This is a genomic window from Avibacterium paragallinarum (assembly GCF_900450705.1).
Classification (GTDB): Bacteria; Pseudomonadota; Gammaproteobacteria; order Enterobacterales; family Pasteurellaceae; genus Avibacterium; species Avibacterium paragallinarum.
The window spans coordinates 135,126-153,102 of the sequence record NZ_UGHK01000003.1 but is presented as its reverse complement, the minus strand read 5'-3'; the positions used below and the strand labels follow the sequence as shown (position 1 = coordinate 153,102).

Below are 17,977 nucleotides of genomic sequence, written 5' to 3'. Positions count from 1 at the left end.
CTTTTCTTCCATAGCTTTTTTAATGAAAGGATAAAATGATGTTAAAACGCTCAAAACTCTCTCTTGCCATTGGCTTTTCCGTATTACTTGCTGGCTGTGCAAATCTTGATGATTCCTACAAAACCTCACAGCAAGATTTTCAACAATATGAAGAATTAACCAAGCAATACAATATTCAAGAAAATTGGTGGACATTATATCACGATCCACAACTTAACCAGCTAGTTCAACAAGCCCTTGAAAACAATAAAGATTTAGCTAAAGCCGCGATCGCCGTCAATACCGCACTTTATAATGCGAATTTAATCGGTGCGAATTTAGTGCCAAGTTTCAGTGGCTCGCTTTCTTCCTCAGCTAGCAAAAATATTAACACAGGTGGAAACTCCACTATCAGCCACGGCGGCTCATTAAATGTCAGCTATACTCTGGATTTGTGGCGTCGTTTGGCTGATGCCTCTTCTGCTGCCGAATGGCGACACGCGGCAAGCGAGCAAGATCTTGAAGCAGCGCGCATTTCATTAATCAACTCCGTAATCTTAACCTACTATCAACTTGGTTACTTAAATGATGCGATTAATACCGTGAATAAAACTATCAACTACTATTCCGAAATTAACCGCATTATGCAAAATAAATTCCGCCAAGGCGTGGCAGATCGCGCAAGCTCCGATCAAGCACAACAAGCGGTTTTAACAGCGCGTAACAGCTTAATCAATTACCAAACGCAAAAGAAAACGGCAGAAGCCACCTTGCGTAACTTATTGAATTTAAAACCAAGTGATCCATTAAAAGTGAACTATCCGCATATTCTTAAAGTGAAAAATGTGGGGGTAAACCTTAATGTGCCTCTTTCTGCCATTGCCAACCGTCCAGACGTGAAAGGCTATCAATATCGCTTAAACAGCGCTTTCAAAGATGCCAAAGCAATGCAAAAAAGCTGGTTCCCAACCATTACCTTGGGCGGAAGTTTAGGTAGCGGCAATAAAATTGACAACGCATTCAACACCCCTATCGCTGGCGGAACGGTAGGAATTAGCTTGCCATTCTTGAGCTGGAACACCGTGAAATGGAACGTAAAAATTTCAGAATCGGCTTATGATCTTGCACTTGTCAACTTTGAACAAAGCATCACCAAAGCCTTAAATGATATTGATACCAACTATTTTGCTTACAACCAAGTGCGTCAAAACTTCGCCAACTTGCAGCAAACCTACAACTACAACAAACGCATCACGCAATATTACAAAAACCGCTATGATGCAGGCATTGCAGAACTAAGAGAATGGTTAAACGCCGCAAGCACCGAACGCAACTCCGAGCTTTCTATTTTGAATGCAAAATACAATCTCATTCAAAGCGAAAACGCCGTATATAGCGCAATGGGCGGCTATTACTCTGCAAAATAATTGTTATTGAGTAACGATTAAAACAAAAGTGCGGTGAAAAAATCAAAAATTTTTTACTGCACTATTAGAATTAATAAAACTTTCTTTTTCGCATAAAAAAGCCTTTCATCAGAAAGGCTTTTGAGAAGAACTTAGAAAATTATTTTTTCTTTTTCGCTTTTGGATTTGGTAAATCGGTGATTGAACCTTCAAACACTTCTGCCGCTAAGCCCACAGATTCGTGTAAGGTTGGGTGAGCGTGGATAGTTAATGCAAGATCTTCTGCATCACAACCCATTTCAATCGCAAGGCCGATTTCACCTAGCAATTCACCACCGTTTGTTCCTACGATCGCACCACCAATAATGCGGTGAGTATCTTTATCGAAGATCAATTTGGTTAAACCATCTGCACAGTCAGAGGCGATCGCACGACCTGATGCCGCCCAAGGGAATTTCGCCACTTCGTAGTTAATGCCTTCGGCTTTACATTCTTTCTCGGTTTTACCTACCCAAGCTACTTCTGGCTCAGTGTATGCAATAGATGGGATCACTTTCGGATCGAAATAGTGTTTTTGTCCTGCGATAACTTCTGCTGCAACGTGGCCTTCGTGTACGCCTTTGTGAGCAAGCATTGGTTGTCCCACAATATCGCCAATCGCGAAGATGTGTGGTACGTTGGTACGCATTTGTTTATCTGTATGGATAAAGCCACGATCGTCCACTTCTACGCCTGCCACATTGGCATCGATCAATTTACCATTTGGTGTACGACCAATCGCCACTAACACAGCGTCATAACGGCGTGTTTCGTTCGCTGCTTTGCCTTCCATTGATACATAAATACCGTCTTCTTTCGCTTCAACTGCGGTTACTTTGGTTTCAAGTAATAAGTTGAATTTCTTCTCGATACGTTTTGTGTAGATTTGAACAATATCTTTATCCGCTGCTGGGATCACTTGATCAAACATTTCTACTACGTCAATGTTAGAACCGAGTGCGTGATATACCGTACCCATTTCAAGACCGATAATACCACCGCCCATAATTAATAGGTTTTTCGGCACTTCTTTTAATTTAAGTGCGTCTGTTGAATCCCAAATGCGTGGATCTTCGTGTGGGATAAATGGCAATTGAATTGGACGTGAACCTGCTGCGATAATAGCATTATCAAAATGAATGGTGGTTTCGCCTTCATCACCTGCAACGATAATGGTGTTAGGGCCTGAGAATTTACCGTAACCATTTACCACTTGCACTTTACGCATTTTAGCCATTCCCGCTAAGCCGCCGGTTAATTGGTTGATTACTTTTTCTTTCCAACCACAGATTTTGTCAATATCAGTTTGTGGTTCGCCAAACACGATACCGTGTTCTGCTAAAGATTTTGCTTCTTCAATGACTTTGGCAACGTGCAACAAGGCTTTAGATGGGATACAACCCACGTTCAAGCACACCCCGCCAAGGGTGGAATAACGTTCAACGATCACCGTATCTAAACCTAAATCCGCACAACGGAATGCCGCAGAATAGCCTGCTGGGCCTGCACCAAGTACAACAACTTGTGTTTTAATCTCTTTATTCATTTTTTACCTCGTTAAATTGTTGCGATTTTTATACCGCACTTTAACTAAACAGCGTATCCCATTATTAATGAGAAACGCTAAGGAATTACATTACTAAACGACGAAGATCGCTTAATACACCATTGATGAAGGTGATAAATCTTGCACCGTCTGCCCCATCAATCACGCGGTGATCGTAAGAGAGCGATAATAGTAACATTAAGCGTGGGGTGAATTCTTTACCGTTCCACACTGGTGTCATTTCAGATTTAGACACACCTAAAATGGCTACTTCTGGCGCATTCACAATTGGGGTAAATTGTGTACCACCAATACCGCCTAGGCTTGAAATGGTGAAACAACCACCTTGCATATCAGATGCAGTTAATTTACCTGCACGCGCTTTTTTCGAGATTTCTGCTAATTCACGTGAAAGCTCGATAATACCTTTTTTGTTTACATCTTTAAATACAGGCACAACTAAACCGTTTGGTGTATCTACCGCTACGCCAATGTTGATGTATTTTTTCAAGATCAAGCTTTGTGCATCTTCAGATAATGAGCTATTAAAGCGTGGGTAAGCTTCTAAGGCTTTCGCTACCGCTTTCATAATGAATACAAGTGGGGTGATTTTTACATCAAGTTTTTGTTTTTCCGCAAGCACATTTTGCTCTTTACGGAATTGCTCTAAATCTGTGATGTCTGCTTTATCCCATTGTGTTACGTGTGGAATCATTACCCAGTTACGGTGTAAGTTCGCACCAGAGATTTTTTGGATACGGCCTAATTCAACTTGTTCTACTTCACCGAATTTGCTGAAGTCCACTTTCGGCCAAGGGAGTAAGCCTAAACCTGCACCATTCGCTGCACCTGTTGATGCTGCAGATACAGAACCACTTTCTACCGCTTTCACTGCGGCTTTCACATAGGCTTGAACGTCTTCTTTCAGGATACGACCTTTACGGCCTGTTCCTTTCACTTTATCTAGGTTTACCCCAAACTCACGGGCTAAACGGCGAACCACAGGGGGTGCGTGAGCAAAACTTGCACTTGCTGTAACTTCTGCTTGGTTAGCAGGCTGCGCTGATTGTGCTGACACAGCAGGTGCAGCCGCTTGAGTTTGTGCAGGTGCTGTCGCTGATGGTTGAGCAGCTGGGGCTGCAGCTGGCGCTGAACCTGCTACTTCAAAACGCATAATTAATGAACCAGTTGAAACTTTATCCCCTGATTTCACTAAGATTTCTTTCACTACACCGGCAAATGGCGCAGGGACTTCCATTGAGGCTTTATCGCCTTCAACAGTGATTAATGATTGCTCTTCAGAAACGCTATCACCCACAGCAACCATAATTTCAGTTACGTTTACTTCATCACCGCCAATATCTGGAACGTGAACATCTTGTACGCCACCAGATACTGCAGCAGGTGCTGCTGGTGCTTCAGCCGCTGGTTGAGCTGCTGGCGCTGCGGCAGTAGTTTCAAATTTCATTACTAATGAACCTGTTGAAACTTTATCACCTACTTTGATAAGAATTTCTTTTACCACGCCCGCAACTGGTGCTGGCACTTCCATTGAGGCTTTATCGCCCTCTACGTTCAGAATAGATTGCTCTTCTGCAACGCTATCGCCTACGTTTACCAAGATTTCGGTTACATTTACTTCATCGCCGCCAATATCCGGAACGTGAATTTCGATGACAGAACTAACCGCACTTTGCGTTGGGGCCGTTGAAGCTGGAGCGGCTTTTTCTTCCACTGCTGGAGCAGAAGCTGGTGCTGAATCAGCACTTTCTAAAATAAACATTGGCGTGCCGGTTGATACTTTATCACCAACTTTTACTAACACTTCTTTGATTACACCCGCTTCTGGTGAAGGTACTTCCATTGAAGCTTTATCGCCTTCTACATTAATTACTGATTGATCAACTTCAACCGTATCACCAGCTTTTACCATCACTTCGGTAACGGTTACTTCATCGCCACCAATATCTGGAATTTGAATTTCTTTAGCCATTTTCTTTTTCCTCAAAACTCCCCCAACCAAAGTAAGGGGAGCGATGTTAATTATGCGTAAAGTGGATTAATTTTATCCGCGTCAATGCCATATTTTGCAATCGCTTCAGCCACAACTTTCTTGTCAAAGATACCTTGTTTAACTAGCTCAGCTAAGGCTGCAACCACAACATAATGTGCATTTACTTCAAAGTGTTCGCGTAAGTTTTCGCGGCTATCTGAGCGACCGAAACCGTCAGTACCTAAAACGCGATAGCTTTGCGCTGGAACAAATGCACGCACTTGCTCTGCATAAAGTTTGATGTAATCTGTTGCAGCCACGGCTGGTGCATCATTCATCACTTGAGCAATGTATGCAGTTCTTGGCTCTGCTTCAGGGTGTAATAAGTTCCAGCGCTCTACATCTGCACCATCACGCGCTACTTCAGTAAATGAAGTTACGCTATATACATCTGAAGTCACGCCAAAGTCATCGGCTAATAATTTCGCTGCTTCGCGAACGTGGCGTAAAATCGCACCAGAACCTAATAGTTGCACCTTACCTTTGCCTTGACCTGTTACGGTTTCAAATTTATAAATACCTTTGCGGATACCTTCTTCAGCCCCTTTCGGCATTGCCGGCTGGTCATAGGTTTCGTTCAAGGTGGTGATGTAGTAATACACGTCTTCTTGCTCTGGGCCATACATACGGCGAATACCGTCTTGGATAATAACAGGCACTTCAAACGCGAATGCAGGATCGTAAGAGATACAATTTGGAATCACTGCGGATTGAATGTGGCTATGACCATCTTCGTGTTGTAACCCTTCACCATTTAAGGTGGTTCGACCTGAAGTTCCGCCAATCATAAAGCCACGTGCACGTTGATCACCTGCTAACCACATTAAATCACCTACACGTTGGAAACCAAACATTGAGTAGTACACAAAGAATGGGATCATTGGTACATCGTTTGTGCTGTATGAAGTGGCCGCCGCGATCCAAGACGCGGTTGCCCCTTGTTCGTTGATCCCTTCTTGTAACACTTGACCATCAATGGCTTCACGATAATAAGCCACTTGCTCGCGATCTTGTGGGGTGTAGTTTTGACCGTGTGGATTATAAATACCGATTTGACGGAATAAACCTTCCATACCGAAAGTACGAGCTTCATCAGCCAAAATTGGCACAATGTGTTTACCAACAGATTTATTTTTCAGCAATACATTTAATGAACGCACAAACGCCATTGTGGTTGAAATCGGACGAGATTGTGCTTCAAATAGTTGTGCAAACTCTTCTAATGCTGGCACTTCAAGTGCTTGGCTGAAACGTGGTGAACGAGTTGGCACATAACCATTTAATGCTTGACGGCGTTCGTGAAGATACTTGTATTCCTCAGAACCTTCTTCAAATTTAATGTAAGGCAGTTTCTCAATATCTTCATCAGACACAGCGATATTGAAACGGTCACGAACGTGTTTAACACCCGACATATCCATTTTCTTCACTTGGTGTGCGATATTTTTACCTTCGGCTGACTCACCCATACCGTAGCCTTTTACGGTTTTCACTAATAACACGACAGGTTTATCTTTAACTTGTTTTGCTTTATTGAATGCAGCAAAAACTTTTAATGGATCGTGGCCACCACGGTTTAATGCCCAGATTTCATCATCTGTCATTTCTGCCACTAAAGCTTCAGTTTCAGGATAACGACCGAAGAAGTGTTTGCGAACGTAAGCACCATCTTTAGATTTAAAGGTTTGATAGTCACCATCAACCACTTCCATCATTAATTGTAATAATTTGCCTGAGGTATCACGTTGTAATAAACGATCCCAACGGCGACCCCAAATCACTTTAATCACTTCCCAACCACAGCCGTTGAATTGAGCTTCTAATTCTTGAATGATTTTGCCGTTACCTGTTACAGGGCCGTCTAAGCGTTGTAAGTTACAGTTGATCACGAAAACTAAGTTATCTAATTTCTCACGTGCTGCAAACGCAAGTCCACCACGAGATTCCACTTCGTCCATTTCGCCATCGCCTAAGAAAGCGTAAACGGTTTGGTCAGCGGTGTCTTTCAAGCCACGATGATGTAAGTATTTTAAGAAACGTGCTTGATAAATGGCATTCAATGGACCTAATCCCATAGATACGGTTGGGAATTGCCAGAATTCAGGCATTAGTTTAGGGTGCGGATAAGAAGAAAGCCCTTTGCCGTGAACTTCTTGGCGGAAGTTGTCAAGTTGCTCTTCTGTTAAACGTCCTTCTAAGAATGCACGGGCATAAATCCCCGGAGAAATATGACCTTGGAAGAAAACTAAATCTCCGCCATTTTTTTCTGTACGCGCTTTAAAGAAATGGTTAAAGCAAACTTCATAAATGGTTGCTGAAGATTGGAATGAAGACATATGTCCACCAAGCTCTAAATCTTTTTTAGATGCTCGTAATACCATCATAATCGCATTCCAACGAATCGCACCACGAATACGGCGTTCTAAATCTAAATTTCCTGGATAATTTGGCTCTTCTGAAGTAGGGATAGTATTAATATAATCCGTTGTTACCCCTGTTGGTAAAGAAACAGAATTAGCTCGAGCGTGTTGCATTAATTGCTCGATAATAAACTGTGCTCTTTCAACACCTTCTTCACGAATTACTGAGTCGATCGCTAATAACCAATCATTGGTTTCGATCGGATCTACGTCATTTGTTAACATTTCTGACATAGTCTTTTCCTTATTTATCAAGTTAAAGTTAAGTTTAGTCTCTTAGGAAAGCTAAACAACGAATAGATAATTAAATACTTATAACCTACCTATTCTACAACTATTAAAAGGCGTTTACAAATAATTAACAAAATTAATAAAATATATGAGTTTTGTTGAAATTTAAAAATTTTGGAAAATTAGGAATGAAATATCAGGATCAATTACAATAAAAGTACTCAATAACTCCTTGTTTAAAAATAAAATAGTCAATATTAGTATTATTTGTGTAAGATAAGAAAAAACCCATTTATATCAATAAATGGGTTTTCCGTACTAGAGTTTCTATTTTTTTAGAATAAGTATAATAGATTCGCCCGCAATCACTTCCCCCGTCTTCTTCTCAATATGGCTAATCTCATCCATATTTGATATCACTACTGGAGTAAGTACTGATTTAGCTTTAGATTCTAATACTTCTAAATCAAGCTCAATGATGGTATCACCACGCTTTACTTTTTGACCTTCGTCAGCAACGCGAATAAAGCCTTCCCCTTTAAGTTCAACAGTATCAATACCGAAGTGTACGAATAATTCAACACCATCTTCTGATTCCATTGAAAATGCGTGATTTGTTTCAAAGATTTTCCCTACCACACCATCAACAGGAGCCACAAGCTTATTACCTGTCGGGCGAATTGCAACCCCATCACCTACTATTTTTTCAGAGAAAACAACATCAGGCACATCTTCAATATTTACAATCTCACCAGAAAGCGGTGCATATATTTCTACTTCAACTGTTTTACTATTTTTTGAACCAAATAATTTATCAAAAAAACCCATTTTTAGTCTCCTACTAGATAGATAGTTGAGCTATTCTATCCCAAAATCTGAATAATTGGTATTTAGTTTAACGCTTTTTCCACTAAAAAATCGGTTACCAATCTTTCAATATCTGCTGCTGTTGGTTGTTCCAAAGCAGCCTCAGCCAGTACTTTTGCATCCTGATAATTTACATTACGAATTAATTTCTTAATTCTAGGTACAGAAATCGCACTCATACTAAATTCATCTAATCCCATACCAAGTAATAATAATGTCGCTTTTTCATCACCAGCAAGTTCTCCACACATTCCTGTCCACTTCCCTTCAGCGTGTGAAGCATCAATTACTTGCTTAATTAAGTTAAGCACAGATGGTGTCATTGGATTATAAAGGTGAGAAATTAATTCATTACCACGATCTACCGCTAAAGTATATTGGGTTAAGTCATTTGTACCAATACTAAAGAAGTCCACTTCTTTCGCCAAGAATTTCGCATTCACTGCGGCTGATGGCGTTTCTACCATTACACCAATTTGAATATTTTCATCAAACGCTTTTCCTTCATTGCGTAATTGTTCTTTCAATAAAGCAATTTCTGCTTTTAATGCTCGAATTTCTTCCACAGAAATAATCATTGGGAACATTACAGCCAATTTACCGAAAGCCGATGCTCTTAATACCGCTCTTAATTGAGCGTGTAAAATTTCTTTACGATCTAATGCAATACGAATTGCACGCCAACCTAAGAATGGATTCATTTCTTTTGGAAGATTTAAGTAAGGTAACTCTTTATCGCCACCAATATCCATTGTTCTTAATACCACTAAGCGGCCATTCATCGCTTCAACTACTTCTTTATAAGCAATAAATTGTTCTTCTTCTGTCGGAAGCTGATCACGATCCATAAAGAGAAATTCGGTACGATATAGTCCTACCCCTTCGGCACCATTACGCTCTGCACCATCTATATCTCGGATTGTCCCAATATTCGCCACCACATCGACACGGTGCCCATCTAATGTTAAGGCTGGTAAATCTTTTAATTTCGATAACTCTTCTTTTTCCTCTTTCAATTGTTGCTCTAGTTTTCTTAAACGATCAATTTCTTCCTGTGTTGGATTGATATAGACCTGATTATTCACTGCATCAAGAATTAAGAAATCTCCCGTATTGACTTGTTGGGTAACCGTATTCGTTCCAACAATTGCAGGAAGCTCTAAAGAACGAGCCATAATGGAAGTATGTGAAGTGCGTCCACCAATATCAGTAATAAAACCTAATACTTTATCAAGATTTAGCTGTGCAGTTTCTGAAGGCGTTAAATCATAGGCAACTAAAATTGCTTCTTCATTAATCTCACCAAGATCAACGATCTTCATACCTAAAATATTTTTTATCAAACGATTCCCAATATCTTGAATATCTCCCGCACGTTCTTTTAGGTATTCATCATCAATTTCTGATAGCATTGCCACTTGTTGAGCAATAATGGTACTCGCCGCAACGCCTGCATTCACTTTATTTGAACGAAGATAATCAATGATTTCCTCTTCCAACTCTTCATCTTCTAAAATCATTAGATGACCTTCAAAGATTGCTGCTTTTTCTTCACCTAACGAAGCATAAGCCCGATCTTTAATCGCAGTAAGTTGCTCTACTGCGGCATTTCTACCAGCATAGAAACGTTCAACTTCCGCTTCAATTTGATCATCTTGAATTTTTTGGGTATCAAGAACAATTTTTTCCTCTTTTAAAACAAGAGCTTTACCAAATACGATACCGGGGGACGCTGGAATACCTGAAATCATAATAACCTTCCGAACTAAAAAATAAATACGAAGTACATTAAATAAAAGAATAGCCACAAATAGGCTATATCAGCAAATATCTGTGGCTAAATTCAAATTATTCTAATGTAGGAATCAACGCAACTAGGTGATCTACTGCTTTTTGCTCATCTTCACCTTCAGCAGAAATTGTGATCACTGTACCTTGAGTTAAACCTAGAGTTTGTAATTTGAAAAGGCTTTTCGCACTTGCACTTTTTCCACCAGAAGTTACTGTAATATCTGAAGCAAATGCTTTTGCCTCTTTTACAAACTGTGCCGCTGGACGAGTATGTAGACCATTTGGAGCAGTAATTTCAACATCTTTTGAGTACATAGTAAAATCCTCTTGATAAATTGTTTTTATATAAGTGTCATTTTAAAATTAAACACATTACAATATTGCTTAATTTTTGTATTTATTTCATTATTCAAAATAAATCTCGACGTAGTATTAAACTTAACGAGAGAATAATCAACCCTAATCAACATAAAATTTGAACTAAATCACAAAAAATAGCCCAAGACGACGTTTTTTTATGCGATCATTAACCTTTATTTAACCATTATCTTGAATAACGAAGTGCCTATTTCCTTTAATATTAGACAAGCTTTCAATTAAATTATGATAATTATTAAAGCGAATTGGATGAATTTTGCCCTTTTCAACAGCTTCTTTCAAAGCACATCCAGGATCGTTTAAATGTTTACAATCTCTAAATTTGCAAGTCCCTAAAAAGTATTGAAACTCACGATAACCTTTCGTAATTTGCTCCGCATTTAAATGCCACAAACCAAATTCACGAATACCAGGTGAATCAATTAAATCTCCACCTTGTGGCAAATGATAAAGCCGTGATGACGTGGTTGTATGTTTGCCTAGCCCCGACAGCTCGCTCACCTCGCCCACTTGTGCATTCACTTCAGGCAAAATCGCGTTAATCAAACTGGATTTCCCAACCCCAGACTGCCCAACAAAAATAGAGGTTCCCGACGATAAAAGTGTGGTCAGATCCTGCATATGTTTTCCCGTTTTGGCAGAAATCATCATCGTTTGATAGCCAATGTCTTGATAAATTTTCAACTGCGTTTCAACCTGCTGACGCTGTTCTTCGGACAATAAATCCACTTTATTCAATAAAATCACCGCGGGAATATTGGCATTTTCACAAACCACCAAATAGCGATCAATAATGTTCAACGAAAGCTCTGGCACAACCGCTGACACAATAATAATTCGGTCAATATTCGCCGCAATCACTTTCAAACCATCGTAATAATCAGGACGAGTAATTTCATTTTTACGCGGATGAATAGCTTCAATCACTCCGCTAACCCCTTGTAATTGCTCATTACCTTTTCGCCAAATGACCTTATCGCCCACGACTAAATTAGATAGCGTACGGCGTAAATTACAACGATAAATTTGTCCTTGCTCGTCTTCCACATCGGCGTGGACAGAATAACGCGTAACGACCGTTCCCTCTTGTGTTGGACCAAGCATCTCATCTTGCCATTCAATTTCTTTTTTCATTTTGAGTTTATGGCGTTGCAAGGCTCTCACATTATTTGATTTAATTCGACGCTGTTGATTGTGGGTTAATTTCTGTTTGTTCAACGATAAATCCTTAAAGTGCGGTTAGTTTTCAGTTAAAATATTCAAAATTAACACAAATTATAGGATAACTTATGCAGTTAGATAAACAAAATCTTATTTGGATTGATTTAGAAATGACGGGGTTAGATCCCGAAAAAGAACGAATCATTGAAATTGCTACCATTGTAACCGATAAAGATCTCAATATCCTTGCCGAAGGCCCTGTGCTTGCCATTCACCAACCCGACAGCTTGCTCGCAAAAATGAGCGATTGGTGTCAAAAAACTCACCGCGAAAATGGCTTGATTGAACGGGTGAAACAAAGCAAACTCAACGAACGTGCCGCGGAATTGCAAACCCTTGATTTCCTTAAAAAATGGGTTCCCAAAGGGGCATCGCCTATTTGCGGCAACAGCGTAGCACAAGATAAACGCTTCTTGTTTAAATATATGCCTGATTTAGCGGAATATTTCCACTACCGTCATCTTGATGTCAGCACATTAAAGGAACTTGCCTCCCGTTGGAATCCTGAAATCCTCAACAACTTCAGCAAAAAAAATACACATCTTGCATTAGATGATATTCGCGAATCTATCGCTGAGCTTGCCTTTTATAGAGAACATTTCATCAAAGCTCCTTAACCTCCCCCTATCCTCCATAAAAAAAGCGGAGGATAGTGGCTTTCTGATCAAAAACCAAGCAAGTGAATTATTTTTTTATTCTTCCCCTTGCGAGATAAAAAAATTTTCGTATAATACGCCTCGTTCTTTACGAAATATGCGGGAATAGCTCAGTTGGTAGAGCACGACCTTGCCAAGGTCGGGGTCGCGAGTTCGAGCCTCGTTTCCCGCTCCAAAGTATATCTATATTATTCTAATGAACTTAAATTTGCTGTTTTGATTGTGTTCTTCACAGTTAAATAAAACTAAAAAGATAATGTAATTCCACTACCTTTTTAGTCTTTAAGTATCTATCCCTGATCAGACAATGCAGCTAATTGATCAGCTTGATATTCGGTAATAATCGGTTGGATTAATTCATCCATTTTGCCATTCATCACTTCATCTAAACGATAAATCGTAAGGTTAATGCGATGATCCGTAACACGCCCTTGCGGGTAGTTATAAGTACGGATTTTATCTGAACGATCACCCGAACCCAGTAAATTACGGCGTGTATCCGCTTGTTCTGCGGCAAGTTTTTCTTGTTCAGCTTGCACAATGCGAGAAGCTAGCACGGACATTGCTTTGGCTTTGTTTTTATGTTGTGAACGCTCTTCTTGGCATTCCACCACAATGCCTGTTGGAATATGGGTGATTCGCACCGCTGAATCGGTAGTATTAACGTGCTGACCTCCTGCGCCCGATGAACGATAAGTATCAATGCGCAAATCTGCTGGGTTAATTTCTGGCAATTCGCTTTCTGGCAATTCTGGCATTACCGCCACGGTACAAGCGGAAGTATGAATACGCCCTTGCGATTCCGTTTTTGGCACACGTTGAACTCGGTGCCCACCTGATTCAAATTTTAACTGACCATATACATTTTCGCCGCTGATTTTGACGATCACTTCTTTATAACCGCCCTGTTCGCTTTCATTGGCACTGAGCATTTCCACACGCCAACGCTTACTTTCTGCATAGCGGCTATACATACGGAATAAATCTCCTGCGAAAATCCCTGCTTCATCACCGCCCGTTCCTGCACGGATTTCTAAATAGCAGTTATATTCATCGTTAGGATCTTTCGGCAGTAATAAAATTTGCAATTGTGCTTCCACTTGCTCAATTTCGGCTTTACATTCTTCAATTTCTTCTTGTGCCATTTCACGCATACTCGGATCATCGAGCAATAATTGGGCTTCTTCCATATTGCTATTCAGCTGTTTCCAACGTGCAAAGCATTTCACTACGTCTTCAAGCTGTGCATATTCTTTTGAATAGGCACGAAATTTCTCTTGATCGCTAATCACTGAAGCATCGCCCAATAGTGCTTCAAGCTCTTCGTGGCGTTCATTTAAGCTATCTAATTTACTAATAATAGAGGGTTTCATTTGTTAACCTATAAAATCCACTGACAAAAAACGGTACTATTCTAGCACAATTTCTCTTTAAATTTATAACCACAAGCCAAAATCATCATAGAACTTCTTAGAAAAAACCACGAATTTCTTACCGCACTTTATTTTTAGAATAAATAAAAAAGGCAAGCGATTGATCTGCCCCCAAAAAGTTAGACTATATTCTAATTTCATTCAAGGACTGAGTTCTGTATTCCACAGGGTTTAGTCCTTTGAGCTTCACTTGAATACGCTCATTGTTGTAGTAATGAATGTACTCGTGAATCACTTTTTCAAGCTGTTCAAAGGTTTCAAACCGCTTGCCAAAGTAACATTCCGTCTTCAATCGCCCGAAAAAGCTTTCCATCGCACCATTATCAAGGCAATTGCCTTTTCTCGACATACTTTGCGTAATACCGTGTTTTTTCAATATCTCCCGATAACCCATCATTTGATACTGCCACCCTTGGTCGGAATGCAGTATCGGTTTTTCCCCCGCTAATCGGTTCACCGCCTGGGTCAACATTCTGGTTATCTGCTCAAAACTCGGACTTCTCGCCACATCATAAGCAATAATTTCGTTATTAAACAAGTCTTTAATCGGCGATAAATACACTTTGCCTTCCGCACATTTGAACTCGGTGATATCCGTTACCCACTTCTCATTCGGCATCGTTGCCGTAAAATCCCGTTGCAACAGATTATCGGCAATGTGTCCCACTTTGCCTTGGTAAGAACGATATTTTTTCTGCTTACTTTTTCCTTTTAACCCCAAACGTTGCATTATCGCTTGCCCCCTTTTGTGGTTGATAATCAAGTATTTCCTTAATTCCAAGGTAATTCGACGATAACCATAATTTTCGTCATTTTTGCGATAAATTTCCTCTATTTTCTGTGAAATCGCTACATTTTTATCCGACTTTGGCTTGAGATGATAAAAGAACGAACTGCGTGCCAATCCGATTAGCCTGAGTAACAATTCCAACGGGAAACGCAAGCGTAAGGCATTTACGATGACGGCTTTTTCTGCATTTTTTGTTGGTTGAGTTCCTGCAACTTTTTTAGCATTGCATTCTCCGCTTCTAATTCCAAAATTCGGTAACGCAAGCGTTCTTCTTCTGTTTTGGGCGTTGGTGGCATTTTAGGTGAGTTGAGTTTCATACTTGGACGACCTTTAGGTTTGAGTAATAACCCATCTATACCTTGTTTTTCAAAGCGTTGCAACCATTGACTAATTATCCCTGAACTGGGGATATCAAAGCGAAAGCAGGCGGCTTCAGCGGAGCACTGGCCTTTTTTGATAGCTTGAATAACCTTTAATTTAAACTCAACAGAATAACATCGTTTTTTACCTAACACAGCTAATCCATTGATTCCATTATGATTAAATTTCGCAATCCAACGTGCTAACGTGCTTTGGGGAAGCTGAAAATACTGGCGAGTAAGCGAACGGTTTTTTCCATTTTGATGATAAAAGTCGAGCACTTGTTGTTTGAAACGTTGAGTATATTTAGTCATAAAAAATCTGCACCTTAATCAGTTGGTTGTTTAGTCCAACTTTTGGGGTGCAGATCACTTTAATTAACGAATTTGTATTTTTGCTTTTTAGCGGAATACAGTTGCTAAAGCACTCGAACCTCGGCTGGTTGCAATTGCACTTGAACCTAAGGCTGTGGCATTGGTGATTTGGTTATATAAATCCTTCAGTTCTTGTTGTTTTCGTTCATAGCCGTCTTTGGTATACTGGTCTGGCTTAATCCCATTAAAATAGTTTAAGCCGTATTCTTCTAGTTCTTTTTCTTTTTGCTTAATTTCTTCACTGTCTCCCACTCGAGCATAGTCACCAATCGCCACCCCATATTTTGCAGTGGCTTTTGCCCCGGTCCCTTGGGCAATGGAGCGATCTGCCAAAGCTTTCGCTTTATTCCCTACGGCTAAGGCACCGTCTGCTAATGCCTGTGAAGAAGGCCCTAACGCCGCAGCCCCACTTCCTTTTGCCTTAGTGAATGCACCGATACTGGTTGCGACCGAACCATCGGCAGTGGCGGCATAACCTAATGCGGTGGCAGGCCCCATCCATTCTCCACCCTCCCCTTTTACTGCTGGCTTGCTTGGGTCAGCAGGGTTATAAGGCAAAAAGCCGCCATCTCCTGTTCTGTAATAGGTTTTGTTTACGGATACAATTGAGCCTTTCGCATAAGCCCCGTCCCCAATAGCCACACTATTTCTGGAATGAGTTTCTGTCCCTTCCTCACCGCCACCAATGGTAATCGTCCCTACGGAGTTGGCATATTTTTCATTTGCTCCCGTGTAATTTTTCTGGTTACTCGCTGAAGCATCGGAATTGTTTGGCCCCAATATACCGCGGTGAATGCTTTCGTTAAAGCCATCTGGGGTGTTCCACACGGAAGGATCATAGCTCACATCGGTTTTTCCGCCCCCCGCTTGATAACCCGCATATTTTTTGGAAATGTATTTATCTGATGGCAATGAGCCACCGCCTGAGGTTTCTATGGTTTCCGTATCATTGGAACTTGTTGAGCCTGAATTTGCGTTCGGTATGGTATCGTTAATCACTAAACTTGCGGCATAACTCGGCAATGTGGCACTTAAACCGAATAACATCAGGGTGAGGGTGGAAAGTTTAAAGCGAGAAAGGAAAGAACTTGAGGTGCTTTGACTGCTTCCCGACGAGGCTTTCACTCTATTTCGAGCAAATTCCGACACCACTTCGTGACGATTGGTTACACGGTTAAAAATCACTTTGAAAATCTTATTCATAATAAAAACCTTAATAAAAAAAATATTTGATAACTATTTTCTGCCTTCACATCCCCCATTTATTTAGCGAAAATCCAGATTGCTAAGCAGTGATGGCAGAGAGAAAACACGTTAAAAAAGGCGAAAAATTCCCCTTTTCATTTTGCTGTTTTTAATTAACAGCCAGAAATAACTTAGAATAAAAAGCACTCCTCCAATTTATTATTTTCATTGTTATTTCATTTTGAAATCACCCCAAATCCCCTTAAATAACCAGAGCATTTTGCGGAATTTCGATTAAAAAATTTAACGCAATATATAGAAAAAGCCCCTAACAGAAAATAACACTTATTGAGTAGAATTTGTCTTATCTCTTTTTATTTTCTTCTTAATTTTCAACAAGAAACAACAACGTATTAATTTATGTAAAATAACATAAAAAAACGCATTTAAATAACAAAAATAAGAAGTTAAGCCACAAACCCAAAAACAAAACAACAAAAAATAACAAAAATACTTTACACAACTTAACACAAATACCCCGATTTATTTACAATATAAATATTACATTTTTGCTTTCACCCCCCCCCCGATAATATTAAAAAATAGCATATTTAAATTCCAAAAAGCCGTAATTAATAATATTGTTATTTTTATAAATTATTTTTTCTTTTATTTTTGTGATTTTATGTATTAATGCTTTTTAGCTGACGATTTTATTCGCATTTCATTACCTCTTTTTTAGTATTTATTTCTTGCTTTCTCAATTAAGGCGATATGTGTTTGATTTTATTTTATTCTGATAAAGCGGGGATTTTTCTTGCTGATCGTTTCACAAACTCAGCCCTGTAATTCGGCGTGTTTATTGCGGACATTGCGTGCCATTAGTGAATGGAAAGAGAAAGTGAGGTAGGGAGAATTTACTGCTAAGCCCTTTATTTCTGTGTATTCATCGGGGAAATTCCCTTTCTTTTCCCTCTGAATAACCTATCATTTGGAGTGTTTACTTGCTCGCTTGGCGTTTATGTGAAGTAATACCACACAAGGAAAGGCATATCGCTACACTTCTTTCGCTTTTCTATTCGCTTTTCTATTTCGCTTTTCTGGCGTTACTTCTCGCCTTACTGTACGATTTGTGCTGGCATAGGCTTCCCCCTTGAGAAAGGTGAAAGCCATTTAGTGTATCGTGGCTACTATCCCTCTTACTACTTGGGCTAATTTGACTGTTTCTGACTGCATTAGCTGTTTTGG

Annotated in this window: 12 protein-coding genes and 1 tRNA gene; 3 read left to right on the top strand and 10 right to left on the bottom strand. The window is 39.9% G+C overall.

Annotated features, from left to right (window positions below):
- The first annotated feature begins 38 nt into the window (after positions 1-38).
- Positions 39-1,406, top strand: coding sequence for a toxin/drug exporter TdeA (gene tdeA / locus DXZ23_RS15055; protein ID WP_017807268.1), 1,368 nt, complete (start codon positions 39-41; stop codon positions 1,404-1,406).
- Positions 1,407-1,545: 139 nt separating this feature from the next.
- On the opposite strand, the gene lpdA is transcribed toward tdeA, so the two are convergent.
- From lpdA to rsgA, 7 genes are all read right to left on the bottom strand, one after another.
- Entirely contained in the window at positions 1,546-2,970 is a 1,425-nt protein-coding gene (lpdA, locus tag DXZ23_RS15050) for a dihydrolipoyl dehydrogenase (protein ID WP_017807269.1), read from the bottom strand.
- Positions 2,971-3,055: 85 nt separating this feature from the next.
- A complete protein-coding gene (aceF, locus tag DXZ23_RS15045; protein ID WP_017807270.1) occupies positions 3,056-4,963 on the bottom strand; it encodes a pyruvate dehydrogenase complex dihydrolipoyllysine-residue acetyltransferase in 1,908 nt (635 codons plus the stop codon).
- A 50-nt stretch (positions 4,964-5,013) separates the two neighbouring features.
- On the bottom strand, positions 5,014-7,677 hold the full coding sequence (aceE, locus tag DXZ23_RS15040) for a pyruvate dehydrogenase (acetyl-transferring), homodimeric type (protein WP_017807271.1): 2,664 nt from the start codon (positions 7,675-7,677) through the stop codon (positions 5,014-5,016).
- Positions 7,678-8,001: 324 nt separating this feature from the next.
- Complete coding sequence (gene crr / locus DXZ23_RS15035) at positions 8,002-8,502, bottom strand: PTS glucose transporter subunit IIA (protein WP_017807272.1); 501 nt, start codon at positions 8,500-8,502, stop codon at positions 8,002-8,004.
- A gap of 62 nt (positions 8,503-8,564) precedes the next feature.
- Entirely contained in the window at positions 8,565-10,292 is a 1,728-nt protein-coding gene (ptsI, locus tag DXZ23_RS15030) for a phosphoenolpyruvate-protein phosphotransferase PtsI (RefSeq protein ID WP_017807273.1), read from the bottom strand.
- Positions 10,293-10,389: 97 nt separating this feature from the next.
- Positions 10,390-10,647 carry a phosphocarrier protein Hpr gene (gene ptsH / locus DXZ23_RS15025; protein WP_017807274.1) on the bottom strand — a complete coding sequence of 86 codons (258 nt, stop codon included), beginning with the start codon at positions 10,645-10,647 and terminating at the stop codon, positions 10,390-10,392.
- A 222-nt stretch (positions 10,648-10,869) separates the two neighbouring features.
- Positions 10,870-11,928 (bottom strand): small ribosomal subunit biogenesis GTPase RsgA, encoded by a 1,059-nt coding sequence (gene rsgA, locus DXZ23_RS15020; protein WP_017807275.1) that lies wholly within the window; start codon positions 11,926-11,928, stop codon positions 10,870-10,872.
- Between the two features lie 71 nt (positions 11,929-11,999).
- Between rsgA and orn the strand changes: the two genes are divergently transcribed.
- Positions 12,000-12,548 (top strand): oligoribonuclease, encoded by a 549-nt coding sequence (orn, locus tag DXZ23_RS15015; protein WP_017807276.1) that lies wholly within the window; start codon positions 12,000-12,002, stop codon positions 12,546-12,548.
- Between the two features lie 138 nt (positions 12,549-12,686).
- A tRNA-Gly gene (locus DXZ23_RS15010) sits at positions 12,687-12,762 on the top strand.
- A 115-nt stretch (positions 12,763-12,877) separates the two neighbouring features.
- Here the strand turns inward: DXZ23_RS15010 and prfA are convergent.
- From prfA to DXZ23_RS14995, 3 genes are all read right to left on the bottom strand, one after another.
- A complete protein-coding gene (gene prfA / locus DXZ23_RS15005) occupies positions 12,878-13,960 on the bottom strand; it encodes a peptide chain release factor 1 (RefSeq protein ID WP_017807277.1) in 1,083 nt (360 codons plus the stop codon).
- A gap of 184 nt (positions 13,961-14,144) precedes the next feature.
- A protein-coding gene (locus DXZ23_RS15000; RefSeq protein ID WP_114995559.1) for an IS3 family transposase occupies positions 14,145-15,484 on the bottom strand; the annotation gives its coding sequence in 2 pieces (ribosomal slippage) (positions 14,145-15,034 and positions 15,034-15,484; 1,341 coding nt in all).
- A gap of 87 nt (positions 15,485-15,571) precedes the next feature.
- Positions 15,572-16,747, bottom strand: a complete 1,176-nt coding sequence (locus DXZ23_RS14995) for an ESPR-type extended signal peptide-containing protein (protein WP_017807280.1) — start codon at positions 16,745-16,747, stop codon at positions 15,572-15,574.
- Between the last annotated feature and the right edge of the window lie 1,230 nt (positions 16,748-17,977).

What these genes read in the sequence shown, in the direction of transcription:
- crr (WP_017807272.1), bottom strand. Translation starts at nt 8,502, where the DNA reads ATGGGTTTTTTTGATAAATTATTTGGTTCAAAAAATAGTAAAACAGTT.
- ptsI (WP_017807273.1), bottom strand. Translation starts at nt 10,292, where the DNA reads ATGATTTCAGGTATTCCAGCGTCCCCCGGTATCGTATTTGGTAAAGCT.
- aceE (WP_017807271.1), bottom strand. Translation starts at nt 7,677, where the DNA reads ATGTCAGAAATGTTAACAAATGACGTAGATCCGATCGAAACCAATGAT.
- prfA (WP_017807277.1), bottom strand. Translation starts at nt 13,960, where the DNA reads ATGAAACCCTCTATTATTAGTAAATTAGATAGCTTAAATGAACGCCAC.
- tdeA (WP_017807268.1), top strand. Translation starts at nt 39, where the DNA reads ATGTTAAAACGCTCAAAACTCTCTCTTGCCATTGGCTTTTCCGTATTA.
- orn (WP_017807276.1), top strand. Translation starts at nt 12,000, where the DNA reads ATGCAGTTAGATAAACAAAATCTTATTTGGATTGATTTAGAAATGACG.
- ptsH (WP_017807274.1), bottom strand. Translation starts at nt 10,647, where the DNA reads ATGTACTCAAAAGATGTTGAAATTACTGCTCCAAATGGTCTACATACT.
- DXZ23_RS14995 (WP_017807280.1), bottom strand. Translation starts at nt 16,747, where the DNA reads ATGAATAAGATTTTCAAAGTGATTTTTAACCGTGTAACCAATCGTCAC.
- aceF (WP_017807270.1), bottom strand. Translation starts at nt 4,963, where the DNA reads ATGGCTAAAGAAATTCAAATTCCAGATATTGGTGGCGATGAAGTAACC.
- lpdA (WP_017807269.1), bottom strand. Translation starts at nt 2,970, where the DNA reads ATGAATAAAGAGATTAAAACACAAGTTGTTGTACTTGGTGCAGGCCCA.